Consider the following 23,443-nt stretch of genomic DNA (forward strand, 5'->3'; position numbering starts at 1 on the left):
GCGGCTTGAATGTCCCTGACAGCCCGTTAGGTTGACGGGCAATCTACTTCAAAGAAACGAATCTCCGGAGAATTCCATGTTGCGTATCGCTTTTGTCGCGGCTCTGTTGGCCACCCCTTTGGCCGCTCAGGAAACCAAGGAACAAAGCTGCAAGTACCAAGCTGATGTGGTGGCTGCGGTTCAAAAGGCGCGACTGGACCGTGTAAAAGAACGTGACGTTGTACAAGCGGTGGCGGATAGCGGCCCGACATGGCCCGAAAACTACAATGCTGCAATCCCGCTGATCACACCTTGGGTTTATGAGCAAAAGATGCGGGACGTGCGCAAGAAAGACCTGGGCGCGGCGTGGCTTGAACTGTGCCTGCAACAATAATCCACAACTCGGACATTTCCCTGTGGACAACCGCGCGCCTTCCTCTTGGCGCGCGTTTTCATTTCTGGCAGGTTTAGCAGATGTCATTGCCCCCCGGATTTCTGGACGAATTGCGCACGCGGCTCAGCCTGTCTCAGGTTGTCGGGCGCAAAGTCATGTGGGACCAGCGCAAGTCCAATCAGGGCAAAGGGGACATGTGGGCGCCTTGCCCGTTCCATCATGAAAAGACGGCCTCGTTCCACGTGGATGATCAGAAGGGGTTTTATTACTGCTTTGGCTGTCACGCCAAAGGCGACGCGATCAGTTTTGTGAAAGAGACCGAGAATGTCTCGTTCATCGAAGCAGTCGAGATTCTGGCCCGCGAAGCCGGGATGCCGATGCCTGCGCGCGATCCGAAGGCGCAGGAAAAACAGGACCACCGCACACAGCTGGCTGAAGTGATGGAGCAGGCAGCGCAGTTCTTCCGCCTGCAGCTCAAGACCGGGGCAGGAGCCGCCGCACGAGACTACCTCGCGCGCCGCGGGTTGAACGCGCAAGCGCTGGACCGGTGGGAGATTGGATTTGCCCCGGACGATTGGCAGGCGCTGTGGGACCATCTGCGCGGCAAGAACGTGGCCGAGGACCTGATCCTTGGGGCCGGGCTGGCCAAGCCCTCGAACAAGGGCAAAAAGCCTTATGACACCTTCCGCAACCGCATCATGTACCCGATCCGCGACCCGCGCGGACGTTGCATCGCGTTTGGCGGGCGGGCGATGGACCCCTATGACAACGCGAAATACCTGAACTCGCCCGAGACCGAGCTGTTCGACAAGGGGCGCAGTCTTTACAATCAAGGCCCGGCTCGACAGGCAGCAGGTAAGGGGCAGCCGCTGATCGTGGCCGAAGGTTATATGGATGTGATCGCGCTGGCCGAAGCAGGTTTTGGCGCGTCGGTTGCCCCTTTGGGAACGGCCATCACCGAACATCAATTGCAACTGCTCTGGCGGATATCGGACGAGCCGATCATTGCGCTGGACGGCGACACAGCAGGTCTGCGCGCTGCGATGCGGGTGGTTGATCTGGCTTTGCCGATGCTCGAAGCTGGAAAGTCGCTGCGGTTTGCCCTGATGCCCGAGGGCAAAGACCCCGACGACCTGCTGCGCGCCGAAGGGGCAGGCGCTGTGAAGGCCGTGCTGGATGGTGCCATTCCGATGGTCAAGCTGCTGTGGCAGCGCGAGACCGACGGCAAGGTGTTCGACAGTCCTGAACGCAAGGCGGCTTTGGACAAGTCCCTGCGCGAGAAAATCAAGCTGATCCGCGATCCGTCGATCCGGGCGCATTATGGGCAAGAGATCAAGGACCTGCGCTGGCAGTTGTTCCGTCCGCAACGGCAGCCGCAATCCCGGCAATGGCAACCGCGCGGCAAATGGGTGCCGCCAAAACAACCCGCCACGCCCGGCGCGCGTTCCTCGTTTCTGGCCTCGTCCGAGAATGCCGAGATTCAACTGCGCGAAGCGGCCATTCTGGCTATTGCCGCGCTTAACCCCCAAGTCGTCGTGCAGTTCGAACACCAACTGGAAGAGATGGAATGCCGCGATGTTGATCACGCCGCATTGCGAACTGCAATTCTGCGCCACGCGATCGATGACCCGGACAATCTGAAGGACCACATTGCCGAAACTTTAGGGCCTGAGGCCCTTGAAAACCTGCTGGCCCTTCGCCATGTCGCCGTAATCCCCTGTGTGTTCAAACCGGGCGACGTTGAAAAGGCCGAGATGACTCTGGCCGAAGAACTCGCGAAAATCAAAGCGCTCCGGGGGTTGGATGCTGAGATTGCCGAAGCCGCAGAGGAGTTGTCCGATCTGGCCGATGAGGCGCTGACATATCGGCTGGCGCAAGCGGCAGAAGAACGCAACCGGACAAACCGAAGCCAGAATGAAGACAGGGCCATATTCGACATCGCCGACAACGGGGCGCGAATCAACCGCGACGAGAAAGACGCGTTCGAGGCAATCATGTCCGGCATCAAATTCGAGCGGAAACGCCGGTAAAATGGTGTTTTCGTAAGGCACTGGAAAAGAAAAACGGGTAAACGGGTGGCCGAATCACTTCTACGCGCTAATGATTCGGTTCAAACGAATCACCCATCCCTGCAGGAGCATTGAATGGCCGCCAAAGACACGACCGAAGATCGCAAATCCGACGAGCAGGACCAGGAAATCTCGCTGGACATGAGCCAGGCCAACGTCAAGAAGATGATCGCCGAGGCCCGCGAGAAAGGTTACATTACCTACGATCAGCTCAATCAGGTTTTGCCGCCCGATCAGGTCAGCTCGGAACAGATCGAAGACGTTATGTCTATGCTCTCCGAGATGGGCATCAACATCATCGAAGATGAAGAGGCCGAAGAGGAAGAGAACAAGGGCTCGACCGAACTGACGACCACCGAAAGCAACCGCGAGGTTGCGTTGGCGGGGGCCGCCACCGAAAAGCTGGACCGCACCGACGATCCCGTTCGCATGTATCTGCGCGAGATGGGTTCGGTCGAACTGCTGAGCCGTGAGGGCGAGATTGCCATCGCCAAGCGGATCGAAGCAGGGCGCAATACCATGATTGCCGGCCTGTGCGAAAGCCCGCTGACCTTTCAGGCGATCACCATCTGGCATGACGAATTGCTGTCCGAGGATATTCTGCTGCGGGATGTCATCGATCTGGAAACCACATTCGGCAACCAGCTGGACGAAGATGGCGACGCGCCAGTCGTTGACGCGTCTGCTGTGCAGGCTGCGAAACCCGCGAAAGAGGCCGGGCCGGAACTGGATGCCGATGGCAACCCGATCACCAGCGACGACGACGATGACGAAGACGATCAGGCCAACATGTCGCTGGCCGCGATGGAAGCGGCATTGAAGGATCAGGTTCTGACCACGCTGGAGCGGATCTCAACCGATTTTGCGATGCTGTCCGAAATGCAGGACAGCCGCATTTCGGCCACCTTGAACGAGGATGGCACGTTCAGCGAAAAAGACGAAGAGACCTATCAGAAGTTGCGGGCCGAGATTGTGCAACTGGTGAATGGTCTTCACCTGCACAACAACCGGATCGAAGCGCTGATCGACCAACTTTACGGTATCAACCGTCGCGTCATGTCGCTGGACAGTTCGATGGTGAAGCTGGCCGATCAGGCACGGATAAACCGTCGCGAGTTCATCGACGAATACCGCGGGCGTGAACTGGACCCCAACTGGCTGGCCGAAATGGCGGAAAAGCCAGGCCGGGGCTGGCAGATGTTCATCGAACGCTCGACCGCGAAGGTCGAAGAACTGCGCAACGACATGGCTCAGGTCGGCCAATATGTAGGTCTGGACATCAGCGAATTCCGCCGCATCGTTCAGCAGGTCCAGAAGGGCGAAAAAGAGGCGCGTCAGGCCAAGAAGGAAATGGTCGAAGCCAACCTGCGTCTGGTGATCTCGATCGCCAAAAAGTACACGAACCGCGGCCTGCAATTCCTTGATCTTATTCAAGAAGGTAACATTGGTCTGATGAAGGCGGTAGACAAGTTCGAATACCGTCGCGGCTATAAGTTCTCGACCTATGCAACGTGGTGGATTCGTCAGGCTATCACGCGTTCAATCGCGGATCAGGCGCGCACAATCCGTATTCCGGTTCATATGATCGAAACGATCAACAAGCTGGTCCGGACTGGCCGCCAGATGCTGCACGAGATCGGCCGCGAGCCGACACCTGAGGAACTGGCCGAAAAGCTGCAAATGCCGCTTGAGAAGGTTCGCAAGGTGATGAAGATCGCCAAAGAGCCGATTTCGCTTGAAACTCCGATTGGTGACGAAGAAGACAGCCAGCTGGGTGATTTCATCGAGGATAAGAATGCCGTACTGCCTCTGGACAGCGCCATTCAGGAGAACCTCAAGGAAACCACGACACGGGTCCTGGCCTCACTCACCCCACGTGAAGAACGTGTGCTGCGGATGCGTTTCGGCATCGGTATGAACACCGACCACACGCTGGAAGAGGTGGGTCAGCAGTTCAGCGTGACCCGCGAACGTATCCGCCAGATCGAAGCGAAGGCGCTGCGGAAGCTGAAACATCCCAGCCGATCCCGAAAACTTCGGTCCTTCCTGGATCAATAAGTATCAAGGCACCTCACCCGAGGTGCCTTTTTTCATTCCAGGCGTTTTTCACGATGGCCTGTTCTCCCATCACATTGGCGGGAACGCACAAGGGCTGGACCTTCTGTCCTTCTATATCCGTTCTGTCCACTCATGGGACGGGCCGGGGCGAGGTTTTTCAAGCTGATGACCCCCGGTCTCACGTCCGTATCGGGTGTTCCATTCGTGTCTTGAACGCGCTGGGTGGCTGGCCTGTCCAACGTTTGAAAGCGGTCGAAAATGCGGCCTGATCGGCATAGCCCAGCGAATAGGCGATTTCAGACAAGGGCATTTCATTCTTGATAAAGGTCTGCGCCAGGTCGCACCGCAGGTCGTCGACAACATCGCGATAGCTGGTGCCTTCGTCCCTGAGGCGCCGACTGAAGGTTCTAAGGCTCATCCCCAAATCAGCCGCGAGGCTTTCGGCCTGCGGGATTGCGCCGGGCAGGGAACGGGTGACAAGCCCTTCGACCTTGGCACGGGTCAGATGTTTGGGCGCGCCTCTCTCAGAAAGCAGGCGATCTGCATATCCCAGCAAATGCTCTCTGAGTTGGGGGTCATACGTCGGCACAGGCAGGTCCAGCGCGGCAAGTGGCAGGATAATCTCGAGGTTCTCGGCCCCAAAAGTCACCGGAAATCCGGCAAGTTTCTCAAATCTTCGGGCGTGGCCGCCGACCCTGTGCTGAAACCGAATTTCTATCGGATAGAGATTGACTTGCGTCAGGTTCCGCATTCTGGCCAGGGCAGCAAAAATCAGGAATTCGGTGCGTCTGTGATACCGCGCATACCCGGGATCTTTCCACTCGGCTTCCAAGGTCGCAAAATTACCCGCGACGCGCAGGTTAAGCGCGATGGCAGGGTCGATGATGCCGTGAAAGCGCGTGAGGTTCTCCATCACCTGTTTCAGGTCGCGGGAATACTTGCTGATATAGGCGGTCACGGTCGAGGCTGACGTAACCTCAAGCCCCGTGCGGGCAGCAAATGTGATGTCGTGGGTGGCGTCACATGCATAACGGATAAACAAAGCCTCGCTTTGTACGCTGTAGGTAGTGACCGGCGGTGCGATATCCTGAGGGCGTAGCCCCGCCATTTTCAGGACATCGCGGGACATGTCGCCATTACCAGAATGGCGGTCCAGTGCCTGAATAAACAAATGAAGACGGCCGATATCGACATCCATCGCGAAACAGTACCTCAAATTTTCAAATACATAGGCAAACTATTAGAGAATTTTCTTTCATGATCGACGGTGCTGACAAGTGGATTTCAGACAGAAACAAGCCGTCGATGGCAGTTTCTCAAAAATTTTTGACCAATATGGACAAGCGTCGCCACGTGCAACGAACCACTTCAGCAGTGTTGCCGGGTCCAGACCTTTATGGGGATGAGGTCAGAGCCTCGGGGAAATCACCAGCCTCTGGTCAAGGCTCCCCGGCACGCCCCCACACCTTTCGTACATGTCGCATTGCTTCGCTCAGGTGGTTTTGTCAGGCTGGCTTTAAGTCAATAATTCCGGTGTAAAACCTTGCAAGATATTTTCAAGAATACAGGGGTTTATGACCAAAACCTGATTGTGTTTGACGGCGAATGCGTGCTGTGTTCGGGGTTTTTCCAATTTATGCTGAAACGTGACCGGCGCCAAGTTTTCCAGTTTGCAACGGCGCAATCCCCGCTTGGGCAAAAACTATATCGTGATCTTGGCCTTCCCACACAGGATTTTCAAACAAATCTGGTCGTTGTGGATGGCGCTGTTTTTCAGCATCTGGATGCGTTTGCAGCGGCGATGCAACAGTTGCGCGGCCCGTGGTCGCTGTTCTCAATGTGCCGGTTTCTGCCTCGGCTTATCAAGGATCCTGTCTATCGCCTGATCGCACGAAACAGATACGCGTTCTTCGGGCGTTCCGAGACATGTCTGGTTCCCGGTCCCGATATCAGCGCTCGTTTTGCCGAAAACGGGTACTAGCGATGGGCGATCCCTTTCTTGACGCGATAGGATCGACCGAAAGGTTGCCAAAGGCGGTTCGAGATCTGCACATGAGCGAGGGCTGCTTTGCGGGACGCTGCGATATCGAACGTGGCAAAGGGATATGGGTTGCCCTTGTAACACGTCTGGCAGGGTTTCCGCAAAACGGCAAAGACGTCCCCGTTTCCCTGCAGATTGATGCAAATGGCGAAATCTGGTCATGGGATCGGAATTTCGCGGGCCACAAAACCCGATCAACTCTGAAGTATGATACGAAAAGCGAGTGTGTCCGGGAATCTTTCGGCGTGGTCTCGATCTGGTTAAGGCCCGTTTGGCAGGAAAGCGGGATGCATATCAATATCCTCCGCCTGACCGTGTTTGGCATCCCGATGCCATCTTTTACCTTGCCGCGTTCAAGAACGTACGAATGGCAGGACAAAGCGGGGCGCTTTCGGTTTGATGTGTCTGCGGACGTGCCGGGACTGGGGTTGTTGATCAGATACCAGGGATGGCTCACGCCGGTTCACGCAACGCATGAGACGGATTAAACAGAACGTGAGCGACCCTGTGCCGACGAAGCTTATGGCCTAACCTTTTTGAGACACACAATCAGGGAAGAAATGACAATGAAACACACACGGACATTTGCCGCGATTGCCGCCCTGGCGTTCAGCATTCCAATGACGGCTGACGCGGCACCGCACGGGTACCGGACCGAGCCGATAAACGCCACCGATTTCGAAGTTATTCCGCGCGGCGACCAGCGTACCGAAGGATACTGGTGCGCGGCAGCGGATTATGCACGGCGTACATTGGGCGCGGGCTGGCGCGATCGGATCTACGTGTTGCGCGGGTATGGGCCAAGCGTCACCACCGGTCGTAAAACGGCGGTTCAGTTCTCGACCAAGCCGCCCCAGAATGTCGATGTACAGCCAAGCAGCTTTGTTACAATCGGTTTTCAACCTGGCGCCAGCATGTCTGTACAAGGCGCGAATGCCAGGTGTAACTATCGACCGTTCTATAACGACTGACAGAACGGCGAGACACCGCGAATGCAGACTGAATTTGTAATCCGGACCCAAGGATCAGGTCTTTACGAATTCACGTCCGAGGTGACGCAGTGGCTGGGGCAGGTGGCGACGGATGGCTTACTGACGCTTTTTGTTCGCCACACCTCCTGTTCATTGCTTGTTCAGGAAAACGCAGACCCCGAAGTTCAAACTGATCTTCGGGCGTTTTTCGAAAGGCTGGTGCCGCAATCCGATCACCCGGCAATGTCGTATCTTCGGCATACTTATGAAGGCCCCGACGACATGCCAGCGCATATAAAGGCAGCGCTGTTGCCGGTATCCTTGTCGATACCTGTGGTGCAGGGTCGCCCGTGCCTTGGAACATGGCAGGGGATATATCTGTTTGAACACCGCACGGCACCACACCAGAGACGGATTGCAGCGCACCTTGCCTGACCCTTTATCTAGCGGTTGAAATTTCCGACTACCCAAACTCTAGTTGCTGCCCTATAGTTGTGGATAAGTAAGTCGCAGCGCTTACAAAAAGAGGCGGAACAAGGGACGAGGAGACGGCGGATGCGCTGCCCGTTTTGCGGAAATATTGATACTCAGGTAAAAGATTCACGTCCGGCAGAGGACCACGTGGCAATCCGCCGACGCCGGTTCTGCCCGGCCTGTGGCGGGCGGTTCACGACCTATGAGCGTGTGCAACTGCGTGATTTGGTTGTCATAAAGACCAATGGTAAGCGCGAGGATTTCGACCGCGACAAACTGGAACGTTCGATCCGCATCTCAATGCAGAAACGGCCAGTTGATCCTGAGCGGATCGATCAGATGATTTCGGGTATCGTGCGCCGGCTGGAAAGCATGGGCGACACGGATATCCCGTCCCACAAGATCGGTGAGATCGTTATGGAAGCTCTGGCGCGGATCGATACCGTCGCTTATGTTCGCTTTGCGAGTGTGTACAAGAATTTCCAGGCGGCCGATGATTTTGAGGAGTTTGTCCACGAACTGCGCCCGCCGCAGCCACCGACGGACGAGTGAGCGAAACAGATAAGCGATTCATGGCGCTGGCCCTGTCACTGGGGCGGCGCGGTCAGGGGATGTGCTGGCCAAACCCTGCGGTGGGGTGTGTTATCGTGCGCAAAGGGCGGATTGTCGGGCGCGGTTGGACCCAGCTGGGCGGCCGCCCCCATGCCGAGACCGAGGCTTTGGCGCAAGCCGGGCAGGCCGCACATGGCGCGACCGCCTATGTGACTTTGGAACCCTGCGCCCATCACGGCAAAACACCCCCCTGTGCCGAGGCTTTGATTGCTGCGGGTGTCGCCCGTGTCGTGGCAGCCGTGGAAGACAGCGATCTGCGTGTCGCGGGGCAGGGCTTTGCCAAGTTGCGCGAGGCCGGAATTAAGGTCGTAACCGGTGTCCTCGCAGAGCAGGCGGAACGTGATCTGGCGGGCTTTTTTCTGAAGACCGAACAGGGCCGACCTTTCGTGACCCTCAAGCTGGCCAGCAGTTTTGACGGGCGGATCGCAACCTCGACCGGGCACAGCCAATGGATTACCGGGCCACAGGCGCGCCGCGTCGTCCATGCCATGCGTGCGCGACACGACGCGGTGATGGTCGGAGCGGGTACGGCGCGGGCTGACGATCCCTCACTGACAGTTCGGGATCTTGGCATTGATCATCAGCCCGTGCGCGTTGTGGTTTCGCGCCATATGGATATTTCCTTGATGGGGCATTTGGCCCGCACGGCATCAAAGACACCTGTGTGGCTCTGCCATGCGCATCACCCGGATGCCGAGCGCGCGAAAGCCTGGGAAGGATTGGGCGCCAGGCTGATCCCCTGCGCGTTGAAGGATCATCAGATTGACGCGGTCGATCTGCTCCAACAGTTGGGGCAAGCCGGTCTGACCAGCGTCTTCTGCGAAGGCGGGGCGGCGCTGGCTGCATCGCTGCTGGCCGAGGATCTGGTGGATGAATTGGTCGGATTTACCGCTGGATTGACCATTGGGGCCGAAGGTCTGGCTGCTGTGGGAACATTGGCGTTGACGACACTGGACGCCGCGCCACGGTTCGAACTGGTTGAAGCGAAAGTGGTGGGTGGGGATATCCTGCACCGTTGGCGCAGGGCGTCTGACTAGGTTTAGCGCCACAAGTGCGCATGTGTCGCAAACACGCCCTGAAGTTTTGACAGAACTCGATTGAACGGACCGGTCGGAGCACAAGTGCCCTGCGCCAGACGATCAACGGCAACCTCGACCGGGCAGGGTTGCCCCGTGACCGGGTCGAAATAACGAGGGTAATCAATCAGGGTGGCATGGACGAGGCCCATCAACGTCGGTCGTGCGCCACGCCGGGCGGGAACAGCCCCCAGATCCGTGGTCAGCCCCCAACCCGCATAAAAGGGCGCGCCCAGAGTTGTAACCTTCACACCGCGCAGCAAAGCCTCGAACCCCAGAAGCGATGTCATGGTCCATACTTCCTGCACGTGCGGCAACAATGATGCGGGGTCTGTTTGGGTTAAAACAATGTCGGCAATTGCCTCGGAATCGATCCTGCCTTCGCGCAGACCCGCTTCGACATCGGGGTGGGGTTTGTAAATCAGGATCGCGTCGGGATTGGCATCGCGCACAGTTTTCAGCAGGTCCAGATTGTTGCGGACCGCGCTGGTACCCAACAGGATCGAGGCGTCGTCCTCGACCTGTCCGGGCACAAGAATACGATGGCCTTCGGGCAGGGGGCTGGTCGGATTGCCGGTATTGTATTTGCTCAAGCCTGCGGCCAAAAGGTTTTCGACAAGACGTTCCGCGCGCAGGTCCTGATCCGGCCTCAACGTTTCACGCAAGGTGATCAAATCTTCCAACTGGCTGGGTTTTGTCGGGTCGTAATAGATACCGATCTCGTCCGTCACCAGCGACAATGGCGGGACCAGTTCCGCCCCAAGCCCGCGTGAACGCAGGAACCCGTCTTCGACCCGAACCGCCCCTTCGGTGTTCCTTGCCTGGCTGGCCCAGACCATGTGGGGGCGGTCCAGTGTGCCGGGTTGAGATGCCGTAAAGCGCAGCTTTCCATGTTGCCCGAAAAACTGTTGCAGATGCCTGCGTTTCCACAAGCGCATCCCGGATGCCGTCCAGCCGTTCTTGTCCTGTCGCCAGGCGCCGGTCTTTGCCTCTAACGTGTCCAGTACCGTTTCCAGTTCGCACAGCTGATCGCGATAGGGGTCATACCAAGTCGGGTACAGCAGCATGGCGGCCGCGAACAATTGCGCCCGTGTCAGGCTGCGCTGGCGGCGCGGAACGGGTCTGTCATCCTGCGTCAGGCCCCATCCGGCATAGAAAGGTTGGCCGAACACACGCGGTTTGTGGCCTGCCAGAATTGCCTCGAACCCCAGTTGCGAGGACACGGTGTAGACAGCAACAGCCCCTTCAAGCAACGGCCATGGGCTGATCGGGTCGCTGAACTGCGTTATCCGGTCTGACAGGTCCTGATCGGTAAAATGCCCCTGACGGTGACCCGCCAGTGTTTCAGGATGCGTCTTGATCAGGATACGTGCGCCGGGGTTTTCCTCCTGCGCCAAGACAAGCATTTCAAGAAACCGGGCGCGGTCCGCTCCGCTTGCTGTTACCGACGCATCGCCGACCGTCTGATCAATCACCAGAACATAACCCGGATCGGGTGGTTCAAGATCGAGATCGAAGGCGGAATACTTGCTGAGGTTAAGCTCTCTGATCCGCGTGATCGCGGCGCGGGCACGGTTCAGCAGGGCCGTGTCATCCAGAGGGTGCGTGGCCAGCACTGTTTCAAGTTCAGACGGCGTGGCGGCATCGAAATGCAGGCCGGAACGATCCAGCAACAGCCCCAAAGGGGGCTCGCCATTCCGGCCCGGGTGCAGAGATCTGAGAAAGGCGTCCTCGACCCGCAGAATCGGGGCAGCGTGTTTTTCAGCAATCTTAAGACCGCGATGTGCTGTCGGGCTGTTGCCCCAGACGCCTACGCAATCGCCTTCTTTCGGAAATCCCAGTCGAATGTCGTAACCCGAAAGCGACAGAATTCGTCTCAGACGTTTCTGGGTCAGAAAGCCGCCGTTATAAACAAACAGCCGATTTTGCCCGCTCCCGGCTGACGTGTCGGGATCGGGTCGCATGCATCAATTGCCGGTTAGCGTGGCAACGTTTGCAACGGGAGTCAGACCGCCTGCGATAAGTGAGATCGACTTGCTCCACTGAGCATAGGGCGCTTCGGTCACGTAGATCGTATCATCGTCCCGGATCACGAAATCGCGTGCAATGAACAGGCCGTTGGGGGCTGTCAAGTTCAGCAGGTAGATCATGCGCTGATCCCCTTTGAGGTCGGCCCGTCCGGTGATACTGCGGGCAACATCCTGACGTTCCTTGCGCAGAATGAAGATACCCGTTGGATCCGAGGACAGCGTCAGCAGACCGCCGACCTGCGCCAAGGCTTCCAGTGCCGACAGATCCTGACTTTCAAACGCCACGCGCGACTGGCCCCCGGTTGCGCCAAGGGCGATATACGATCTGCTGTCCTCTTCCACCAGAATGCGGTCACCACCGCGCAGGGCGACGTCCAGCTTGGGGTTGCGGAACAGGTCCTCGTACCAGACGGTACCTTTCTGATCGCCCCGGATCAGGGTCACCAGCGCGATGTCAGACGCGACCGAGACTCCGCCCGCCCGGGACAACATACCAAGCAGCGACCGAGTTGGCCGTTCAATCGGATAAATGCCTGGTGCGGCGACCGTGCCCGTCAGCGAGACAGTGGACCCGTCACCAGCGACGCGACGCACTTCGACCTGCGGGTCCGGCGTCTGTTCCTGAAGCTTGTCTGTGATCAGAACGCGCAGCTGTTCCGGCGTGTTTCCTGCAGCCCGAATCCGGCCTGCATAGGGAACAAAGATAAATCCGTCGCTGTCGACCTGAACCTCATTCAACGCGGTCGCCAGGCCGGTTTCGCCGGACAGCAGTCCATCGTCGACGTTTTCCCAGATGGTCAGCCCCAGCACGTCTCCAGGGCGAACGGTATCTGCGGTCAATGTCTGGGCACTGCTGAAGGAGGAAGAAAAGCCATACTGAGGAATGGCGGACGTCGCGCGTGTGACGTTGTCGTCAACTTCAACGACATATGCGTTGCCCCCGTTTTGAACTGAACCGGCCAGAATTTCGGATTTATTCGGTCCGGATTTTGGCAGCTGGCACGCGGCCAGCAGGCCAATTGCAGCCACAAGGGACACACCCCGCATCCATCGCCCAGGAGAGACTTTCACCGCCCGATATCCTCAGTCTTTTGTAGTTGCGTGCAGACTAGCTGGTAAGTTGCTTAACTTCCAGTCACACACCACCCGTTTCATTCGACGACTTTCAACTGTGTCGTTCGCGCCTCGTTCGTGTTCAGAACCGATTGGTAGGGGTCGTTGGTGTCCAAAAGCATATCTACGGCGCGGCGCAGCAGCTGACGGCGGCCACGCCTTGAATAGAACCCGCCGGGTACCTGACTGGTTTCCAGAAGAAATTGCCGATAACAGCGATAGGCTTCGGCATCCGGGTGGTGGGGATCGGCGAAAAACGCCGCGATTGGCTGCTGCGAGACGAAATCGGGCTTGTCATAAACCGAACGCCCGAAAATGCGCAATGGAATGCCTCGCCACAAAACCTGCTGTCCGGCGGTGGAATTCACGGTGACGGCCGAATTCGCCTCATCCAGCAATCTGGCCAGTTTGCCGCCCGGCACATAATGAACCCGGTCGCCGATGCCATGTTTTCCGGCTATCTCGCGGGCCCGGCGTCGCAACGGTTCGCGATGGTTTTCCAACGGGTGTTCCTTTACCACCAGCCTGTGATGGGCAGGCGCGCCCTGCGCAAATCCTTCGATTACCAGCTCAAGAAATTCACACATGCCCGAAAAGCTGGAATGAGCCTGCACCGAGCTGTCATGCCCAAGCTGCAACAGAACGAGGTGGTAGGGGTATCCGCCCCATCTGACCCGCGCCGTTGCCACACTTCGTTGAAGGCGATGAAAAGGCATCAAAAACAGTCGCTTGAGGTACAATCTGAATTCTTGCGAGACAGGTAATTCCCTGTGCGGTTGAAAGTTGCGGTAGCGACTGTTCAGGGCCATCACGAACCAATGATAAAGGGCGCCATAGAAGATATGGTGCCGCATGTCTCCCCAATGCGACGGTGGCGGCGGCGCCTTTCGGTCGGACAAGGCCAAGGCCTGGCGCATTTGCTGAACGTCCAGCGACATCAGCCGGGAATTTCCGTTTGATCCGTCCCGCTCATAAGTCACCCACCATGGGCGCAGATACCCCTCCTCGAATACATGTACGGTAACTCCGCAAGACCGGGCGATTTCGACCGCACGCGCATGTATGGGTCTGGTGTCGCCATATAGAACAATATCCGTAACTGCTTTTTCATCGATCAAAGAGGACAGTGTTGCGGGCCAGTTTTCCGGTTTGTCCTGAAACGGGATGTAGCTTGCCTTGCCAAACCAGAACGCCTGATCGCCTGCATTGAACCCAACCCGCCAGACCCGAGCCCCCGTGGCGCGCAACATACGCCCCAAGGCCGGGAAAAAAGGTCCGTGCGGGCCCTGAAGGAACAGGAAGACCCGATCATGAGACCTTGAAGGCGGGTGCGGCATCCGAACTGCTCGTATTGTTGTTGTTGCCAAAACTATGCCCGTTTGGTGGGTGTACGGCAAGGCAGGGCTTGCCCGCGCGGCCCGTTGGCCTTACCTCGACGGTGATAGTCAGGCACAGGTTAGGAACTGAGGGTTAACGGAATGTTTACAGGGATCGTCACCGACATGGGCACTGTCGCCGAGCTGGAGCAGCAGGGAGACCTGCGCGCGCGGATCAGGACTGCCTATGACACTGCGGGCATCGATATCGGAGCCTCTATTGCCAGTGACGGTGTTTGTCTGACCGTGATCGCGCTGGGCGACGATTGGTATGATGTCCAGATCAGCGCGGAAACCGTCTCGAAAACCAATCTCGACACCTGGACTGTCGGCAAGCGTGTCAATCTGGAACGCGCGCTGAAGGTTGGTGACGAATTGGGCGGTCACATCGTCTCGGGCCATGTGGATGGCGTAGCCGAGGTGATCGCGATCAGGGAAGACGGTGACAGCACCCGCGTCACCCTGCGCGCGCCAAAGGATCTTGCACGGTTCATCGCGCCCAAAGGATCGGTGGCATTGAATGGCACATCCCTGACGGTCAATGACGTGACAGATTGCGATTTCGGCATCAACTTCATTCCACACACCAAAGAGGTCACCACCTGGGGTGACGTGCAGGTCGGGGACCGGGTCAATCTTGAGATCGATACACTGGCCCGTTATGTGGCGCGTCTGGCCGAGATGTCCTGATACCATACGTCGCGTCGGAGCAGACCTGCGCCGTTTGTGGACTGGTCTTTGTGCCCTCAGTGGTCTATTCCGCCGTTCAAACATGCCATGCGAAAGGCTGCCCAATGAGCTTTGAGACACCCGGCCCGGTCGAGGCCCGGCTGCGCGACGCGATCAGCCCGATCGAAGACATTATTGAAGAGGCGCGTGCCGGCCGGATGTATATTCTGGTCGATCACGAGGATCGCGAAAACGAGGGCGATCTGGTGATTGCTGCCGAGTTCGCAGATGCCGAGGCCATTAACTTTATGGCCACCCATGGCCGTGGCCTGATCTGTCTGCCTATGACGGCAGAACGGGTCGAAGCGCTTGGGCTGCCGATGATGGCGGTGAACAACTCGTCCCGGCACGAAACCGCATTCACCGTGTCCATCGAGGCGCGCGAAGGGGTCAGCACCGGGATCTCTGCCGCCGATCGTGCGCTGACCGTGGCGACTGCGATCAACGAGCAGAACACAATGGCCCATATCGCGACACCAGGCCACGTCTTCCCCTTGCGCGCCAAGCGGGGTGGGGTGCTGGTGCGTGCCGGTCATACCGAGGCTGCCGTTGATATCTCGCGTCTGGCAGGTCTAAACCCCTCGGGCGTGATCTGCGAGATCATGAAACCCGACGGCACCATGGCGCGTCTGCCTGATCTGGTTGAGTTTGCGCAAGAGCACAACATGAAGATCGGCACGATCAGTGACCTGATTGCCTACCGGTCGCGCAACGACAATCTGGTGGTTGAAACCTCGCGTCAGATCGTGACGTCAGAATATGGCGGCGAGTGGGAGATGCGGCTGTTCACCGATCAGACCCATGGCATCGAACATGTGGTCATGATTAAGGGCGATATCACCACACCCGAACCGGTGTTGACCCGCACCCATGCTTTGCACGAGGCCCCCGATATTCTGGGTCTTGGTCCGAAATCATCGCGCGAACTGCCGCGCGCCATGGAAAAGATTGCTGAAGAAGGACGGGGCGTGGTCTGCCTGTTCCGTCAACCGCGCAACTCGCTATATGCGACGGGTGACGAGGGACCGCGCACCATTAAACAAACCGGTCTGGGGGCCCAGATCTTGTCCAAGATGGGAATTCAGGAACTGGTTCTGCTGACCGACTCGCCAGAAACCGTATATCTGGGGCTTGACGCGTTTGGCCTGTCCATCGTCGGTACCCGTTCGATTTTGAAGGAAGACTGATCATGGCTGCTCAAGACGAACATGGCGTTCTGCCGACACCGAAATTTGACAAGCCGGTCAAGCTGCTGATCGTGGCGGCGCCGTTTTATCGTGCGATTGCCGATAACCTGATCACGGGCGCGAAGGCCGAAATCGAAGCCGCGGGTGGAACCTGCGAAGTGGTCGAGGTGCCCGGCGCGCTGGAAATCCCGACCGCCATCGCAATGGCCGACCGTCAATGCAACTTTGACGGTTACGTCGCGCTGGGCTGCGTCATTCGCGGCGAGACCACGCATTACGAAACCGTTTGCAATGACTCCAGCCGGGCGATCCAGTTGATGGGCCTACAGGGCCTGTGCATCGGCAATGGCATTCTGACTGTGGAAAACGACGCGCAGGCCGAAGTCCGCGCGAACCCGAAAAAGATGAATAAAGGGGGTGGGGCTGCTGCTGCGGCCTTGCATCTGATCGCGCTCAGCCGTAAGTGGGGCTCTTCCAAAAAGGGCGTTGGCTTCAAACCGCCGTCCGAGTCCATCCTCGTGGCGGGCGACAGCAACGGACCTTCGACAGCATGACCAAGACAGACGCGCCGAAACCGGCAAACCAGAAACGCCTGATGAAATCCGCCGCCCGGCTTTATGCCGTGCAAGCGCTGTTCCAGATGGAACAATCCGGGCAAACGACCGAAGCTGTCGTGAATGAGTTTCTGGATCACCGTTTTGGCGCTGTCTATGAGGGTGAGGAAATGTTGGACGGTGATATCAGTGTCTTCCGCTCGTTGGTCGATGACGCGGTGAACTATCAGGCGGCCATCGACCAGATGACGGACCGTGCGCTGGTCGCCAAATGGCCGATCGCTCGGATTGACCCGACCTTGCGGGCGCTGTTCCGTGCGGCTGGGGCAGAGCTGACCCAAAGCGACACGCCGCCAAAGGTTGTCATCACTGAATTTGTTGACGTTGCGCGTGCGTTTTTCCCGGAAGGCAAAGAGCCGAAATTCGTCAATGCTGTGCTGGATCACATGGCCCGCGAAGCACAGCCCGAGGCATTCTGACGCCTTTACGAGAACCAGATATGCGCTAACTTGAATGTCATAGCGCAAAGAGGTTCGCCATGCCCAAACTGATCCGCCTTTATATCACGCAAGTTGCCTGGGGCTTTGTCATTTCGGCTGTGTTTGTCGGCGTCCTGTTGGCGCTGAATGTCGCAAACCTGCGCCATCTGATAACCAGTTCGGAAATCGGTCTTATCGCTTTGGTGATGATCTGGTTCATGAACGGCATTGTCTTTGCCGGTGTCCAGTTCGCCTACAAGATCATGAGCATGGCAGAAAAGCCGCAAGGCCCGCGCCGGGGAACACCGGTTTTAGATGATTTGAAACCAGTTGCGATCAAGCAAGAGGCGAGTGTTTCACGCTAATTTTGATACCAGGCTTTATCACACCAAGCCTCTTATGGGTTCTCTGGCATATCGTGAGATGGTTGCGCCGACATTGACTGTTGCAGCTTCAAAGCAGATGCAGCCGCTGTCACGTTTGTATGCGGTTGATTTCAGCCTATCGCGGATATTCAGAATGGCGTATCTGGGGCCTTGGTCTGAACATATTCCTTCAATATAGCGCTTTGAATGACCTGCTAATAGGAAGGGACTTTGATCATCTTGTCCAAGCGACTAGTTTGACAACATGGCCTCCGTACCACAATTAACCGACTGGATGATTACCGAAGGACGCCGCTCAGGCGACCCCGTGAAAGTAGTTTCTCATTTCTGCTCGTCATTAGTTGACGAAGGCGTTCCACTCTGGCGAGTCAATATTGGTCAGCGGTTCGCCAATCCGTTACTTATTGCATGGGGGATAGTCTGGACCCCTGACCGGACCGACAGCTACGACGTAACTCATGAAACGATGTCGACAGACGGGTATGTTGGCAGCTCATTTGAGTACATTCTGGAGCACAGAAAGCCACTTCATAAAAGTCTGCGACAACTTGATCCAAGGACCGAGCATTCATCGTATCTTGAATTCGCTGAGTCGGGTGGCACAGACTACTATGCCACCCTTATGTATTATGGTGATGGATCTCTGCACGGCTGTACATTTGTTACACAGGACCCAGACGGTTTTTCACCGCAACATCTGGAATTGATTGAGGAAGCTCTGCCTGCTCTATCGTCCGCCTTGGAACCCGTCACAATGCGCAAGTCAGCCAAGGGGCTGCTACGAACATATCTTGGTGATGGGCCCTCTGATGCGGTTTGGAATGGGCGGATCAAGCGGGGCGAACGAACGACAGTTGATGCAGTTGTCATGTTTTCTGATTTGCGAGGTTTCACGGCTCTTTCGGAAGCCGCTCCCGAGGTGGATGTTTTTGACGCGCTGAGCGGATACTTTGATCTGGTTGTGCAATCCGTAGAAGAGAACGGCGGCGATGTTCTCAAGTTTATGGGTGACGGTATTCTCTCGATCTTCACCATCGCAACTCAGGTTGACCACGCCGACCGATGCCGAAAGGCTGCGCAAGCCGCACAAAGTGTATTGGCCGGTTTGACGACGCTCAACAGTCGCCGCGTTGAGGCTAATAAGTCGTCTTTGGATGTAGGAATCGGGATCAATGTTGGGCAAGTCAGCTATGGCAATATCGGCAGTCCGGGAAGACTTGATTTCACGGTTCTCGGGGGCGCAGTGAACGTTGCCAGTCGCATAGAAGGTCTAACCAAGTCTATCGGTCACAGAGTGCTGGTAACATCAGCGATTGCTGGGACCTCACCTGATCTGTTTTTGCCTTGTGGGGTTCACGAAGTTCGTGGCCTTGCTGATCCAATCGAATTGTTTTCTCTCATCGAAGGATAGCCTTGAACCAGTTTGCATGAATATTCTTGGGGCCAGGGAATGGGTGCTATGTTTCAACAGGAAGGCTGGTACACTAAGTCAGCATTGCTTTTGGAAGAATTGGGCTAACAGAGCGGATTAATTTGATCTGCATGACATCCAGGCGTGTAAAGACCGACGTTGGTGGTGCTCTGAGCCAATTCAGCAATGTGGCGGGACCACCAAACAACCGTGTGGTTTGATTCCCGAGGACCTGTATATACAGGTGGGCGCCAGGTAATCAGGCCAGGACCTGAACAGAGCCAGCCCCCTCGGAATTGCTTAAGGCCACCAGAATGCTACCTGTCACAAGAAGGGCAGAACCCGCCACGCGCTTAAGTAGGGCGTCTGACGGGTTCGCACAAGGGGTCAGGCATCAACAGTTTCGTGCAATGCCGTGCGCATCTTGCCAAAGTGCTCGTCCCAACCCTTGTCCAGTGCCAGGATCAGGCCAAAGGCATCGGCCCCCTGCGGCAGGCCTTCATGCCGCAGGTCAAGGCGCGTCCCGCCTGCGACGGGTTCCAGGGTCCACTTGACGACGCTCACCGCGTCGCCCATCGGTTTTACGGTGAACGTGTATTCCAGATATTTGGGAGGGTTGGCAACGCGAACCTCACCCCAGATCAACAGGTCGCCGCTTGTTGTGCCAAACATCTCCAGCTTTTGACCCGCGGTCAGAGGATGTTTCGGTTTGTGGAACCATTCCGCCAGGCGATCCGGGTCTGTAAGATAAGCCCAAACCGTTTCCGGCTCGGCCCTCAGAAAGATCGATTTCTTCAGAACTGCATCGGTCATTTCGATTTCCTTTCAACAGCTTCCTTGAGAGAGTTGAGGCGATCGTCCCAGAACTGGTCAAAATATCTGAGCCAGTCCAGAACGGGGGCCATGCCTTGTGGTTCAAGACGGTTAATGCGTTCGCGGCCACGGGTTTCAACGGTGATCAAGCCGCCGTCGGATAGGACCGTCAGGTGTTTTTTGACCGCGGCCCGGGTCATGTCGAACCGGTCTGTCAACTGCCCGATGGTCATGTCCTGAGACGAGAGCAATTGAACAATGTCCCTACGTGTGGGATCGGCCAGCGCACGGAACGCGTTTTGAGTTCGGTTATCCATAAGCAACCCCAGAAGAGATACCATTTGGTATCATATTAATGCGATACCTAATGGTATCATGTCAAGCGCGATGCAGCACTTTACTTTTGTTCACCAATTGTTCACATTTGGGGTATGTTGTTAGATTTGCAGCCCGGACAGAAGCTCGCGCGTGGCGTCGCACGCCACCTTGCCGCGCATGGTTTTGTTTCTGTTGAAGAATTCGTTCCGGCACGTGGTCTGCGTGTCGATGTGATGGGGCTGGGTCCCAAAGGTGAGCTTTGGGTGATCGAATGCAAATCCAGCCGTGCCGATTATCAATCGGATGCCAAATGGCAGGGCTATCTGGAATGGTGTGACCGATTCTTCTGGGCCGTGGATACCGAGTTTCCGACCGATCTGTTACCTGACGAAACAGGATTGATTATTGCTGACGCCTATGATGCCGAGATCGTGCGCATGGCGCCCGAAGACAAGCTTGCCCCGGCGCGGCGCAAGAAGATGATCCAGAAATTTGCAACAGATGCAGCACGCCGTCTGCATGCGCTGCGCGATCCGCGCTTGTAAAAGTTCAGCCTTTGACGGCGAGGGCGGCCTGTATCGCGGCGCGGATCTCGTCGGCGATTTCTTCGGCTTCTTCCGGGTCGAAATCCATCGGAATTTCGATGCCGTCGGCTTCGATGAACAAGCGTACCATCCCCTGATCGGTCGGGCCGATTTGCAGGTTGGCCTGAATATCGCGTTCGGTATTGATGCCCATCTGTGCCTCCGAGACTGAGCGTTCGTGCTAGCGCGCACGGGGTTGAGAATCAAGTCACCTTTGCGGTCAGATAAGACATGGAAGAAGTGATTCTCAGAACGTTTCGCCCCGATGATGCCGCGTGGCTGGTTGAACAGCACGGGTTGCTCTATGCGCACGACGAAGGATTTGATGACAGCTTTGCCCCGTTGGTTGCGCGCATCCTAGAGGAGTTCATTGCCGACAATGACCCGTCCTTTGAAAAAGGCTGGATTGCTGAACGGGCTGGACAAAGACTGGGTAGCATTTTCTGCGTGCGTGTTGACCAGACAACCGCCAAACTTCGCCTCTTCCTGCTTGTCCCCGAGGCGCGCGGACTTGGGTTGGGGAAACGGCTGTTACAGACCTGTACAGACTTCGCACGCGAGGCTGGATATCGGGAAATGGTTTTGTGGACCCATGAAAGTCATACGGCTGCCTGCGCGCTTTACAGGGCGTTTGGCTGGGAACTGATCGACAGCAAACCGGTGCATTCCTTTGGCGTCGATCTTGTCGAACAAAGCTGGAGAATTCGGCTTTAATCCTCTTGCATTCCCCCGGCGCGTTCGGTACATCGCCCCTCACAAAGTGCCGCCTTAGCTCAGTTGGTTAGAGCGCTGGATTGTGGATCCAGAGGTCCCCTGTTCAAGCCAGGGAGGCGGTACCATTCCCCCCCAATCGACTGTCCGTGTTCTCATCACCAAGCGTATTACAAGCGTAGTGTAGGCTTGAACGCCGGAATTTGCGGCGCGCCGTCTTTTAGCGCGCCAGGTTCAGTTTGAACCGCATTCTTGCCCGTTTGGCGGTGGGCAGGTGACGGTTCAGGCGTTTGTTGATCAGGCCAAATCCCCCGACAATCACCAATGTCAGCAGGATGAAATAGAACGCCAGAATTGGATAGGGGATGAACGGGTTGAACGTTTTGTCCGCGAAATAGCTGGCGTAATAGAGCGCGTCGCCACGTTGTTGCCAGGCCGGAAAGGCCGAGAAGAAGACCAGCGTGGTGGCATGGAACAGAAAGATCGCTTCGTTCGTATAGGCCGGCCAGGCCAGACGCAGCATGGTGGGCCAGACGATCCGCCGAAACCGCGACCAGCCGGACATGCCATAGGCATCTGCCGCTTCGATATCTCCCTTGGGGATCGAGCGCAGGGCACCGTAAAAAATCTCACCCGAATAGGCTGCGGTGTTCAGGAACAGCACGATCAGCGCCCCCAGCCAGGCCGAGGTGAAGGCGTCGAACATCGGATATGTTTTCTTCAGCGACAGGAAGAAGAAATAAGCAAAGAAGAACTGGATAAAGAGAGGCGAGCCCCGGAACAGAAAGATGAACCATTCGGCAGGTTTGCGCAGCCATTTGTTGGTCGAGGCTTTGCCGACGGCCAGCGCGGTGGCCAGAAAGAACCCGGTCGCCAGCGCCATTACGCCGAAATAGATGTTCCAGATCATGCCCGAGCCGATCAGGGTGAACTGTTCGCACAGGGTGAAATCGGTCTTGGGCAGCAGGCGTTCGCCAAAGCCAAGCGACCGCAGGCCGTAATCCTGAATGGTCTGGATGCAGCTCATGATCGGGCTCCCTGGCAAGGAGATTGCGGGCGCGAAAGAGATTGCTGTGCAATCGCGTGCGGCACCCGGTTGCGGTCTTGAACGCGGATCATCATGCCGTGGTCTCCTTGCGCAGAAGCTCTCCGCCGGAAGTGGCCTGTCCGTGGGACAATCGCCGCATCAGTTTTTCAAGCCCAAGTTCCGAGAAACGGGTCATGCCAAGGTAGAAGATCAGCAGGAACAGGAAATACCACATGCGCCAGTCGCCATGCGGGTATTGCGTGAATTTCGAGGTTTTGGTGCCGCCCAGTTCGCGCGCCCAATACACGATATCTTCGACGCCCAGCAGGAAGAGCAGGGGTGTCGCCTTGATCAGCACCATCCACAGATTGGACAGGCCGGGCAGCGCGTAAACCCACATCTGAGGCACAAGGATACGCCAGAAGGTCTGGCGGCGATTCATGCCATAAGCTTCGGCCGTTTCCAGTTGCGCATGTGGTACGGCGCGCATTCCGCCGAACAGGACATTGGCCGCAAAGGCGCCAAAAACGATAGAGAAGGTGATGACCGCAAGGAAAAACCCATAGGTTTCATGCACCCATTCAGGCGCGGTTCCGAGTGGCAGCTTGGCGGCCTGACAAACGAGGAAGTCATTGCCCTGGCGGATTGGGTCGGTCCAGTCCGGGCACAATATCTTATGTCGCGTCCACTCAAACGCCTGATCCAACGCGATGACGAAGAACAGGAAAAACGCAATGTCGGGCACGCCGCGCACAATCGCGATATACCCTTTGCCCAGCCAGCTGAGCGGGGGGAAATGCGAGCGCGCCGCCATGGCACCTGCAAACCCGAAGCCAAGAGCGACGGGCGCGGTCACAGCCAGCAAGGCCAAAACCTTGATGAAAGACAGGTAGAACGACCAGTGGACGCCATTGGTCAGGTAGCATGAAAACCAGCGGAACGTGCCCAGCGTGTCAGGATCAGCGCAGTACGAGAACATATGGCGTCTTTCCAACGTCTGTTCCGGCTAGGCCGGAAGCGGCCCGGCGCCAAAGCACCGGACCGGGATTGG

The 23,443-nt window shown here is 57.1% G+C and carries 26 protein-coding genes and 1 tRNA gene; 18 read left to right on the forward strand and 9 right to left on the reverse strand.

What is annotated here, in order from left to right; genetic code table 11:
* Positions 1-76: 76 nt before the first annotated feature.
* The 3 genes from ACR0LL_RS02030 to rpoD all read left to right on the forward strand — a co-directional run bounded on the left by ACR0LL_RS02030 (position 77) and on the right by rpoD (position 4,500).
* Positions 77-373, forward strand: coding sequence for a hypothetical protein (locus tag ACR0LL_RS02030; protein WP_267366003.1), 297 nt, complete (start codon positions 77-79; stop codon positions 371-373).
* A gap of 80 nt (positions 374-453) precedes the next feature.
* The gene (dnaG, locus tag ACR0LL_RS02035) at positions 454-2,403 is read left to right on the forward strand and encodes a DNA primase (protein ID WP_480583483.1); all 1,950 of its coding nucleotides are present in this window, start codon (positions 454-456) and stop codon (positions 2,401-2,403) included.
* A gap of 114 nt (positions 2,404-2,517) precedes the next feature.
* Positions 2,518-4,500: an RNA polymerase sigma factor RpoD gene (rpoD, locus tag ACR0LL_RS02040; RefSeq protein WP_209504318.1), complete on the forward strand. Its 1,983-nt coding sequence runs from the start codon at positions 2,518-2,520 to the stop codon at positions 4,498-4,500.
* A 178-nt stretch (positions 4,501-4,678) separates the two neighbouring features.
* Here the strand turns inward: rpoD and ACR0LL_RS02045 are convergent, their stop codons facing one another.
* Positions 4,679-5,698, reverse strand: coding sequence for a helix-turn-helix domain-containing protein (locus ACR0LL_RS02045; protein ID WP_480583486.1), 1,020 nt, complete (start codon positions 5,696-5,698; stop codon positions 4,679-4,681).
* A 345-nt stretch (positions 5,699-6,043) separates the two neighbouring features.
* Here ACR0LL_RS02045 and ACR0LL_RS02050 point away from each other — a divergent pair, with 345 nt between their 5' ends.
* From ACR0LL_RS02050 to ribD, 6 genes are all read left to right on the forward strand, one after another.
* Positions 6,044-6,481 carry a thiol-disulfide oxidoreductase DCC family protein gene (locus ACR0LL_RS02050; protein ID WP_480583489.1) on the forward strand — a complete coding sequence of 146 codons (438 nt, stop codon included), beginning with the start codon at positions 6,044-6,046 and terminating at the stop codon, positions 6,479-6,481.
* Between the two features lie 2 nt (positions 6,482-6,483).
* Complete coding sequence (locus ACR0LL_RS02055) at positions 6,484-7,029, forward strand: DUF4166 domain-containing protein (protein WP_480583492.1); 546 nt, start codon at positions 6,484-6,486, stop codon at positions 7,027-7,029.
* 78 nt (positions 7,030-7,107) lie between these two features.
* On the forward strand, positions 7,108-7,512 hold the full coding sequence (locus ACR0LL_RS02060; RefSeq protein WP_480583495.1) for a hypothetical protein: 405 nt from the start codon (positions 7,108-7,110) through the stop codon (positions 7,510-7,512).
* Between the two features lie 21 nt (positions 7,513-7,533).
* Positions 7,534-7,947 carry a secondary thiamine-phosphate synthase enzyme YjbQ gene (locus tag ACR0LL_RS02065; protein WP_480583497.1) on the forward strand — a complete coding sequence of 138 codons (414 nt, stop codon included), beginning with the start codon at positions 7,534-7,536 and terminating at the stop codon, positions 7,945-7,947.
* 120 nt (positions 7,948-8,067) lie between these two features.
* Entirely contained in the window at positions 8,068-8,538 is a 471-nt protein-coding gene (gene nrdR / locus ACR0LL_RS02070; RefSeq protein ID WP_267367325.1) for a transcriptional regulator NrdR, read from the forward strand.
* A complete protein-coding gene (ribD, locus tag ACR0LL_RS02075; protein WP_480583499.1) occupies positions 8,535-9,635 on the forward strand; it encodes a bifunctional diaminohydroxyphosphoribosylaminopyrimidine deaminase/5-amino-6-(5-phosphoribosylamino)uracil reductase RibD in 1,101 nt (366 codons plus the stop codon). Before nrdR ends, ribD begins: the two co-directional genes overlap by 4 nt.
* A 2-nt stretch (positions 9,636-9,637) precedes the next feature.
* On the opposite strand, the gene ACR0LL_RS02080 is transcribed toward ribD, so the two are convergent.
* From ACR0LL_RS02080 to ACR0LL_RS02090, 3 genes are all read right to left on the reverse strand, one after another.
* Entirely contained in the window at positions 9,638-11,638 is a 2,001-nt protein-coding gene (locus ACR0LL_RS02080; RefSeq protein WP_480583502.1) for a capsular polysaccharide biosynthesis protein, read from the reverse strand.
* 3 nt (positions 11,639-11,641) lie between these two features.
* Complete coding sequence (locus ACR0LL_RS02085) at positions 11,642-12,775, reverse strand: polysaccharide biosynthesis/export family protein (RefSeq protein ID WP_480583505.1); 1,134 nt, start codon at positions 12,773-12,775, stop codon at positions 11,642-11,644.
* A gap of 80 nt (positions 12,776-12,855) precedes the next feature.
* The gene (locus tag ACR0LL_RS02090) at positions 12,856-14,154 is read right to left on the reverse strand and encodes a capsule biosynthesis protein (RefSeq protein WP_480583507.1); all 1,299 of its coding nucleotides are present in this window, start codon (positions 14,152-14,154) and stop codon (positions 12,856-12,858) included.
* A gap of 141 nt (positions 14,155-14,295) precedes the next feature.
* Between ACR0LL_RS02090 and ACR0LL_RS02095 the strand changes: the two genes are divergently transcribed.
* From ACR0LL_RS02095 to ACR0LL_RS02120, 6 genes are all read left to right on the forward strand, one after another.
* Positions 14,296-14,883: a riboflavin synthase gene (locus ACR0LL_RS02095; RefSeq protein ID WP_480583510.1), complete on the forward strand. Its 588-nt coding sequence runs from the start codon at positions 14,296-14,298 to the stop codon at positions 14,881-14,883.
* Between the two features lie 104 nt (positions 14,884-14,987).
* On the forward strand, positions 14,988-16,109 hold the full coding sequence (ribB, locus tag ACR0LL_RS02100; RefSeq protein ID WP_480583513.1) for a 3,4-dihydroxy-2-butanone-4-phosphate synthase: 1,122 nt from the start codon (positions 14,988-14,990) through the stop codon (positions 16,107-16,109).
* A 2-nt stretch (positions 16,110-16,111) separates the two neighbouring features.
* Positions 16,112-16,663, forward strand: a complete 552-nt coding sequence (locus ACR0LL_RS02105) for a 6,7-dimethyl-8-ribityllumazine synthase (RefSeq protein ID WP_480583515.1) — start codon at positions 16,112-16,114, stop codon at positions 16,661-16,663.
* Positions 16,660-17,142 (forward strand): transcription antitermination factor NusB, encoded by a 483-nt coding sequence (nusB, locus tag ACR0LL_RS02110; RefSeq protein ID WP_267365295.1) that lies wholly within the window; start codon positions 16,660-16,662, stop codon positions 17,140-17,142. Before ACR0LL_RS02105 ends, nusB begins: the two co-directional genes overlap by 4 nt.
* Positions 17,143-17,201: 59 nt before the next feature.
* On the forward strand, positions 17,202-17,507 hold the full coding sequence (locus ACR0LL_RS02115) for a hypothetical protein (protein WP_480481563.1): 306 nt from the start codon (positions 17,202-17,204) through the stop codon (positions 17,505-17,507).
* Positions 17,508-17,772: 265 nt separating this feature from the next.
* Positions 17,773-18,939 carry an adenylate/guanylate cyclase domain-containing protein gene (locus ACR0LL_RS02120; RefSeq protein ID WP_480583519.1) on the forward strand — a complete coding sequence of 389 codons (1,167 nt, stop codon included), beginning with the start codon at positions 17,773-17,775 and terminating at the stop codon, positions 18,937-18,939.
* Positions 18,940-19,326: 387 nt separating this feature from the next.
* Here ACR0LL_RS02120 and ACR0LL_RS02125 read toward each other — a convergent pair whose 3' ends face one another.
* Together ACR0LL_RS02125 and ACR0LL_RS02130 are read right to left on the reverse strand one after the other, a co-directional pair.
* Entirely contained in the window at positions 19,327-19,752 is a 426-nt protein-coding gene (locus tag ACR0LL_RS02125) for an SRPBCC family protein (protein WP_267365293.1), read from the reverse strand.
* A complete protein-coding gene (locus ACR0LL_RS02130; protein WP_480476940.1) occupies positions 19,749-20,069 on the reverse strand; it encodes an ArsR/SmtB family transcription factor in 321 nt (106 codons plus the stop codon). The genes ACR0LL_RS02125 and ACR0LL_RS02130 overlap by 4 nt, the downstream gene beginning before the upstream one ends.
* Before the next feature lie 114 nt (positions 20,070-20,183).
* Between ACR0LL_RS02130 and ACR0LL_RS02135 the strand changes: the two genes are divergently transcribed.
* Positions 20,184-20,615, forward strand: a complete 432-nt coding sequence (locus ACR0LL_RS02135) for an MmcB family DNA repair protein (protein WP_480481559.1) — start codon at positions 20,184-20,186, stop codon at positions 20,613-20,615.
* A gap of 4 nt (positions 20,616-20,619) precedes the next feature.
* Here ACR0LL_RS02135 and ACR0LL_RS02140 read toward each other — a convergent pair whose 3' ends face one another.
* The gene (locus tag ACR0LL_RS02140) at positions 20,620-20,808 is read right to left on the reverse strand and encodes a DUF6324 family protein (protein WP_117869403.1); all 189 of its coding nucleotides are present in this window, start codon (positions 20,806-20,808) and stop codon (positions 20,620-20,622) included.
* A gap of 77 nt (positions 20,809-20,885) precedes the next feature.
* Here ACR0LL_RS02140 and ACR0LL_RS02145 point away from each other — a divergent pair, with 77 nt between their 5' ends.
* Both ACR0LL_RS02145 and ACR0LL_RS02150 read left to right on the forward strand, forming a co-directional pair.
* Positions 20,886-21,368 (forward strand): N-acetyltransferase family protein, encoded by a 483-nt coding sequence (locus ACR0LL_RS02145; RefSeq protein ID WP_480583521.1) that lies wholly within the window; start codon positions 20,886-20,888, stop codon positions 21,366-21,368.
* A gap of 48 nt (positions 21,369-21,416) precedes the next feature.
* Positions 21,417-21,493, forward strand: a tRNA-His gene (locus ACR0LL_RS02150).
* A 92-nt stretch (positions 21,494-21,585) separates the two neighbouring features.
* Here the strand turns inward: ACR0LL_RS02150 and ACR0LL_RS02155 are convergent.
* Together ACR0LL_RS02155 and ACR0LL_RS02160 are read right to left on the reverse strand one after the other, a co-directional pair.
* On the reverse strand, positions 21,586-22,392 hold the full coding sequence (locus tag ACR0LL_RS02155; protein WP_480583523.1) for an ABC transporter permease: 807 nt from the start codon (positions 22,390-22,392) through the stop codon (positions 21,586-21,588).
* A 91-nt stretch (positions 22,393-22,483) separates the two neighbouring features.
* The gene (locus ACR0LL_RS02160) at positions 22,484-23,371 is read right to left on the reverse strand and encodes an ABC transporter permease (RefSeq protein WP_480476942.1); all 888 of its coding nucleotides are present in this window, start codon (positions 23,369-23,371) and stop codon (positions 22,484-22,486) included.
* Positions 23,372-23,443: the final 72 nt, after the last annotated feature.

The sequence above is a fragment of the Ruegeria sp. AI2 genome (assembly GCF_056541275.1).

Coding starts and splice junctions, on each gene's coding strand:
- ACR0LL_RS02030 (WP_267366003.1), top strand. CDS start 77: ATGTTGCGTATCGCTTTTGTCGCGGCTCTGTTGGCCACCCCTTTGGCC.
- dnaG (WP_480583483.1), top strand. CDS start 454: ATGTCATTGCCCCCCGGATTTCTGGACGAATTGCGCACGCGGCTCAGC.
- rpoD (WP_209504318.1), top strand. CDS start 2,518: ATGGCCGCCAAAGACACGACCGAAGATCGCAAATCCGACGAGCAGGAC.
- ACR0LL_RS02045 (WP_480583486.1), bottom strand. CDS start 5,698: ATGGATGTCGATATCGGCCGTCTTCATTTGTTTATTCAGGCACTGGAC.
- ACR0LL_RS02055 (WP_480583492.1), top strand. CDS start 6,484: ATGGGCGATCCCTTTCTTGACGCGATAGGATCGACCGAAAGGTTGCCA.
- ACR0LL_RS02060 (WP_480583495.1), top strand. CDS start 7,108: ATGAAACACACACGGACATTTGCCGCGATTGCCGCCCTGGCGTTCAGC.
- ACR0LL_RS02065 (WP_480583497.1), top strand. CDS start 7,534: ATGCAGACTGAATTTGTAATCCGGACCCAAGGATCAGGTCTTTACGAA.
- nrdR (WP_267367325.1), top strand. CDS start 8,068: ATGCGCTGCCCGTTTTGCGGAAATATTGATACTCAGGTAAAAGATTCA.
- ACR0LL_RS02080 (WP_480583502.1), bottom strand. CDS start 11,638: ATGCGACCCGATCCCGACACGTCAGCCGGGAGCGGGCAAAATCGGCTG.
- ACR0LL_RS02090 (WP_480583507.1), bottom strand. CDS start 14,154: ATGCCGCACCCGCCTTCAAGGTCTCATGATCGGGTCTTCCTGTTCCTT.
- ACR0LL_RS02095 (WP_480583510.1), top strand. CDS start 14,296: ATGTTTACAGGGATCGTCACCGACATGGGCACTGTCGCCGAGCTGGAG.
- ribB (WP_480583513.1), top strand. CDS start 14,988: ATGAGCTTTGAGACACCCGGCCCGGTCGAGGCCCGGCTGCGCGACGCG.
- ACR0LL_RS02105 (WP_480583515.1), top strand. CDS start 16,112: ATGGCTGCTCAAGACGAACATGGCGTTCTGCCGACACCGAAATTTGAC.
- nusB (WP_267365295.1), top strand. CDS start 16,660: ATGACCAAGACAGACGCGCCGAAACCGGCAAACCAGAAACGCCTGATG.
- ACR0LL_RS02115 (WP_480481563.1), top strand. CDS start 17,202: ATGCCCAAACTGATCCGCCTTTATATCACGCAAGTTGCCTGGGGCTTT.
- ACR0LL_RS02120 (WP_480583519.1), top strand. CDS start 17,773: ATGGCCTCCGTACCACAATTAACCGACTGGATGATTACCGAAGGACGC.
- ACR0LL_RS02125 (WP_267365293.1), bottom strand. CDS start 19,752: ATGACCGATGCAGTTCTGAAGAAATCGATCTTTCTGAGGGCCGAGCCG.
- ACR0LL_RS02130 (WP_480476940.1), bottom strand. CDS start 20,069: ATGGATAACCGAACTCAAAACGCGTTCCGTGCGCTGGCCGATCCCACA.
- ACR0LL_RS02135 (WP_480481559.1), top strand. CDS start 20,184: ATGTTGTTAGATTTGCAGCCCGGACAGAAGCTCGCGCGTGGCGTCGCA.
- ACR0LL_RS02140 (WP_117869403.1), bottom strand. CDS start 20,808: ATGGGCATCAATACCGAACGCGATATTCAGGCCAACCTGCAAATCGGC.
- ACR0LL_RS02145 (WP_480583521.1), top strand. CDS start 20,886: ATGGAAGAAGTGATTCTCAGAACGTTTCGCCCCGATGATGCCGCGTGG.
- ACR0LL_RS02155 (WP_480583523.1), bottom strand. CDS start 22,392: ATGAGCTGCATCCAGACCATTCAGGATTACGGCCTGCGGTCGCTTGGC.
- ACR0LL_RS02160 (WP_480476942.1), bottom strand. CDS start 23,371: ATGTTCTCGTACTGCGCTGATCCTGACACGCTGGGCACGTTCCGCTGG.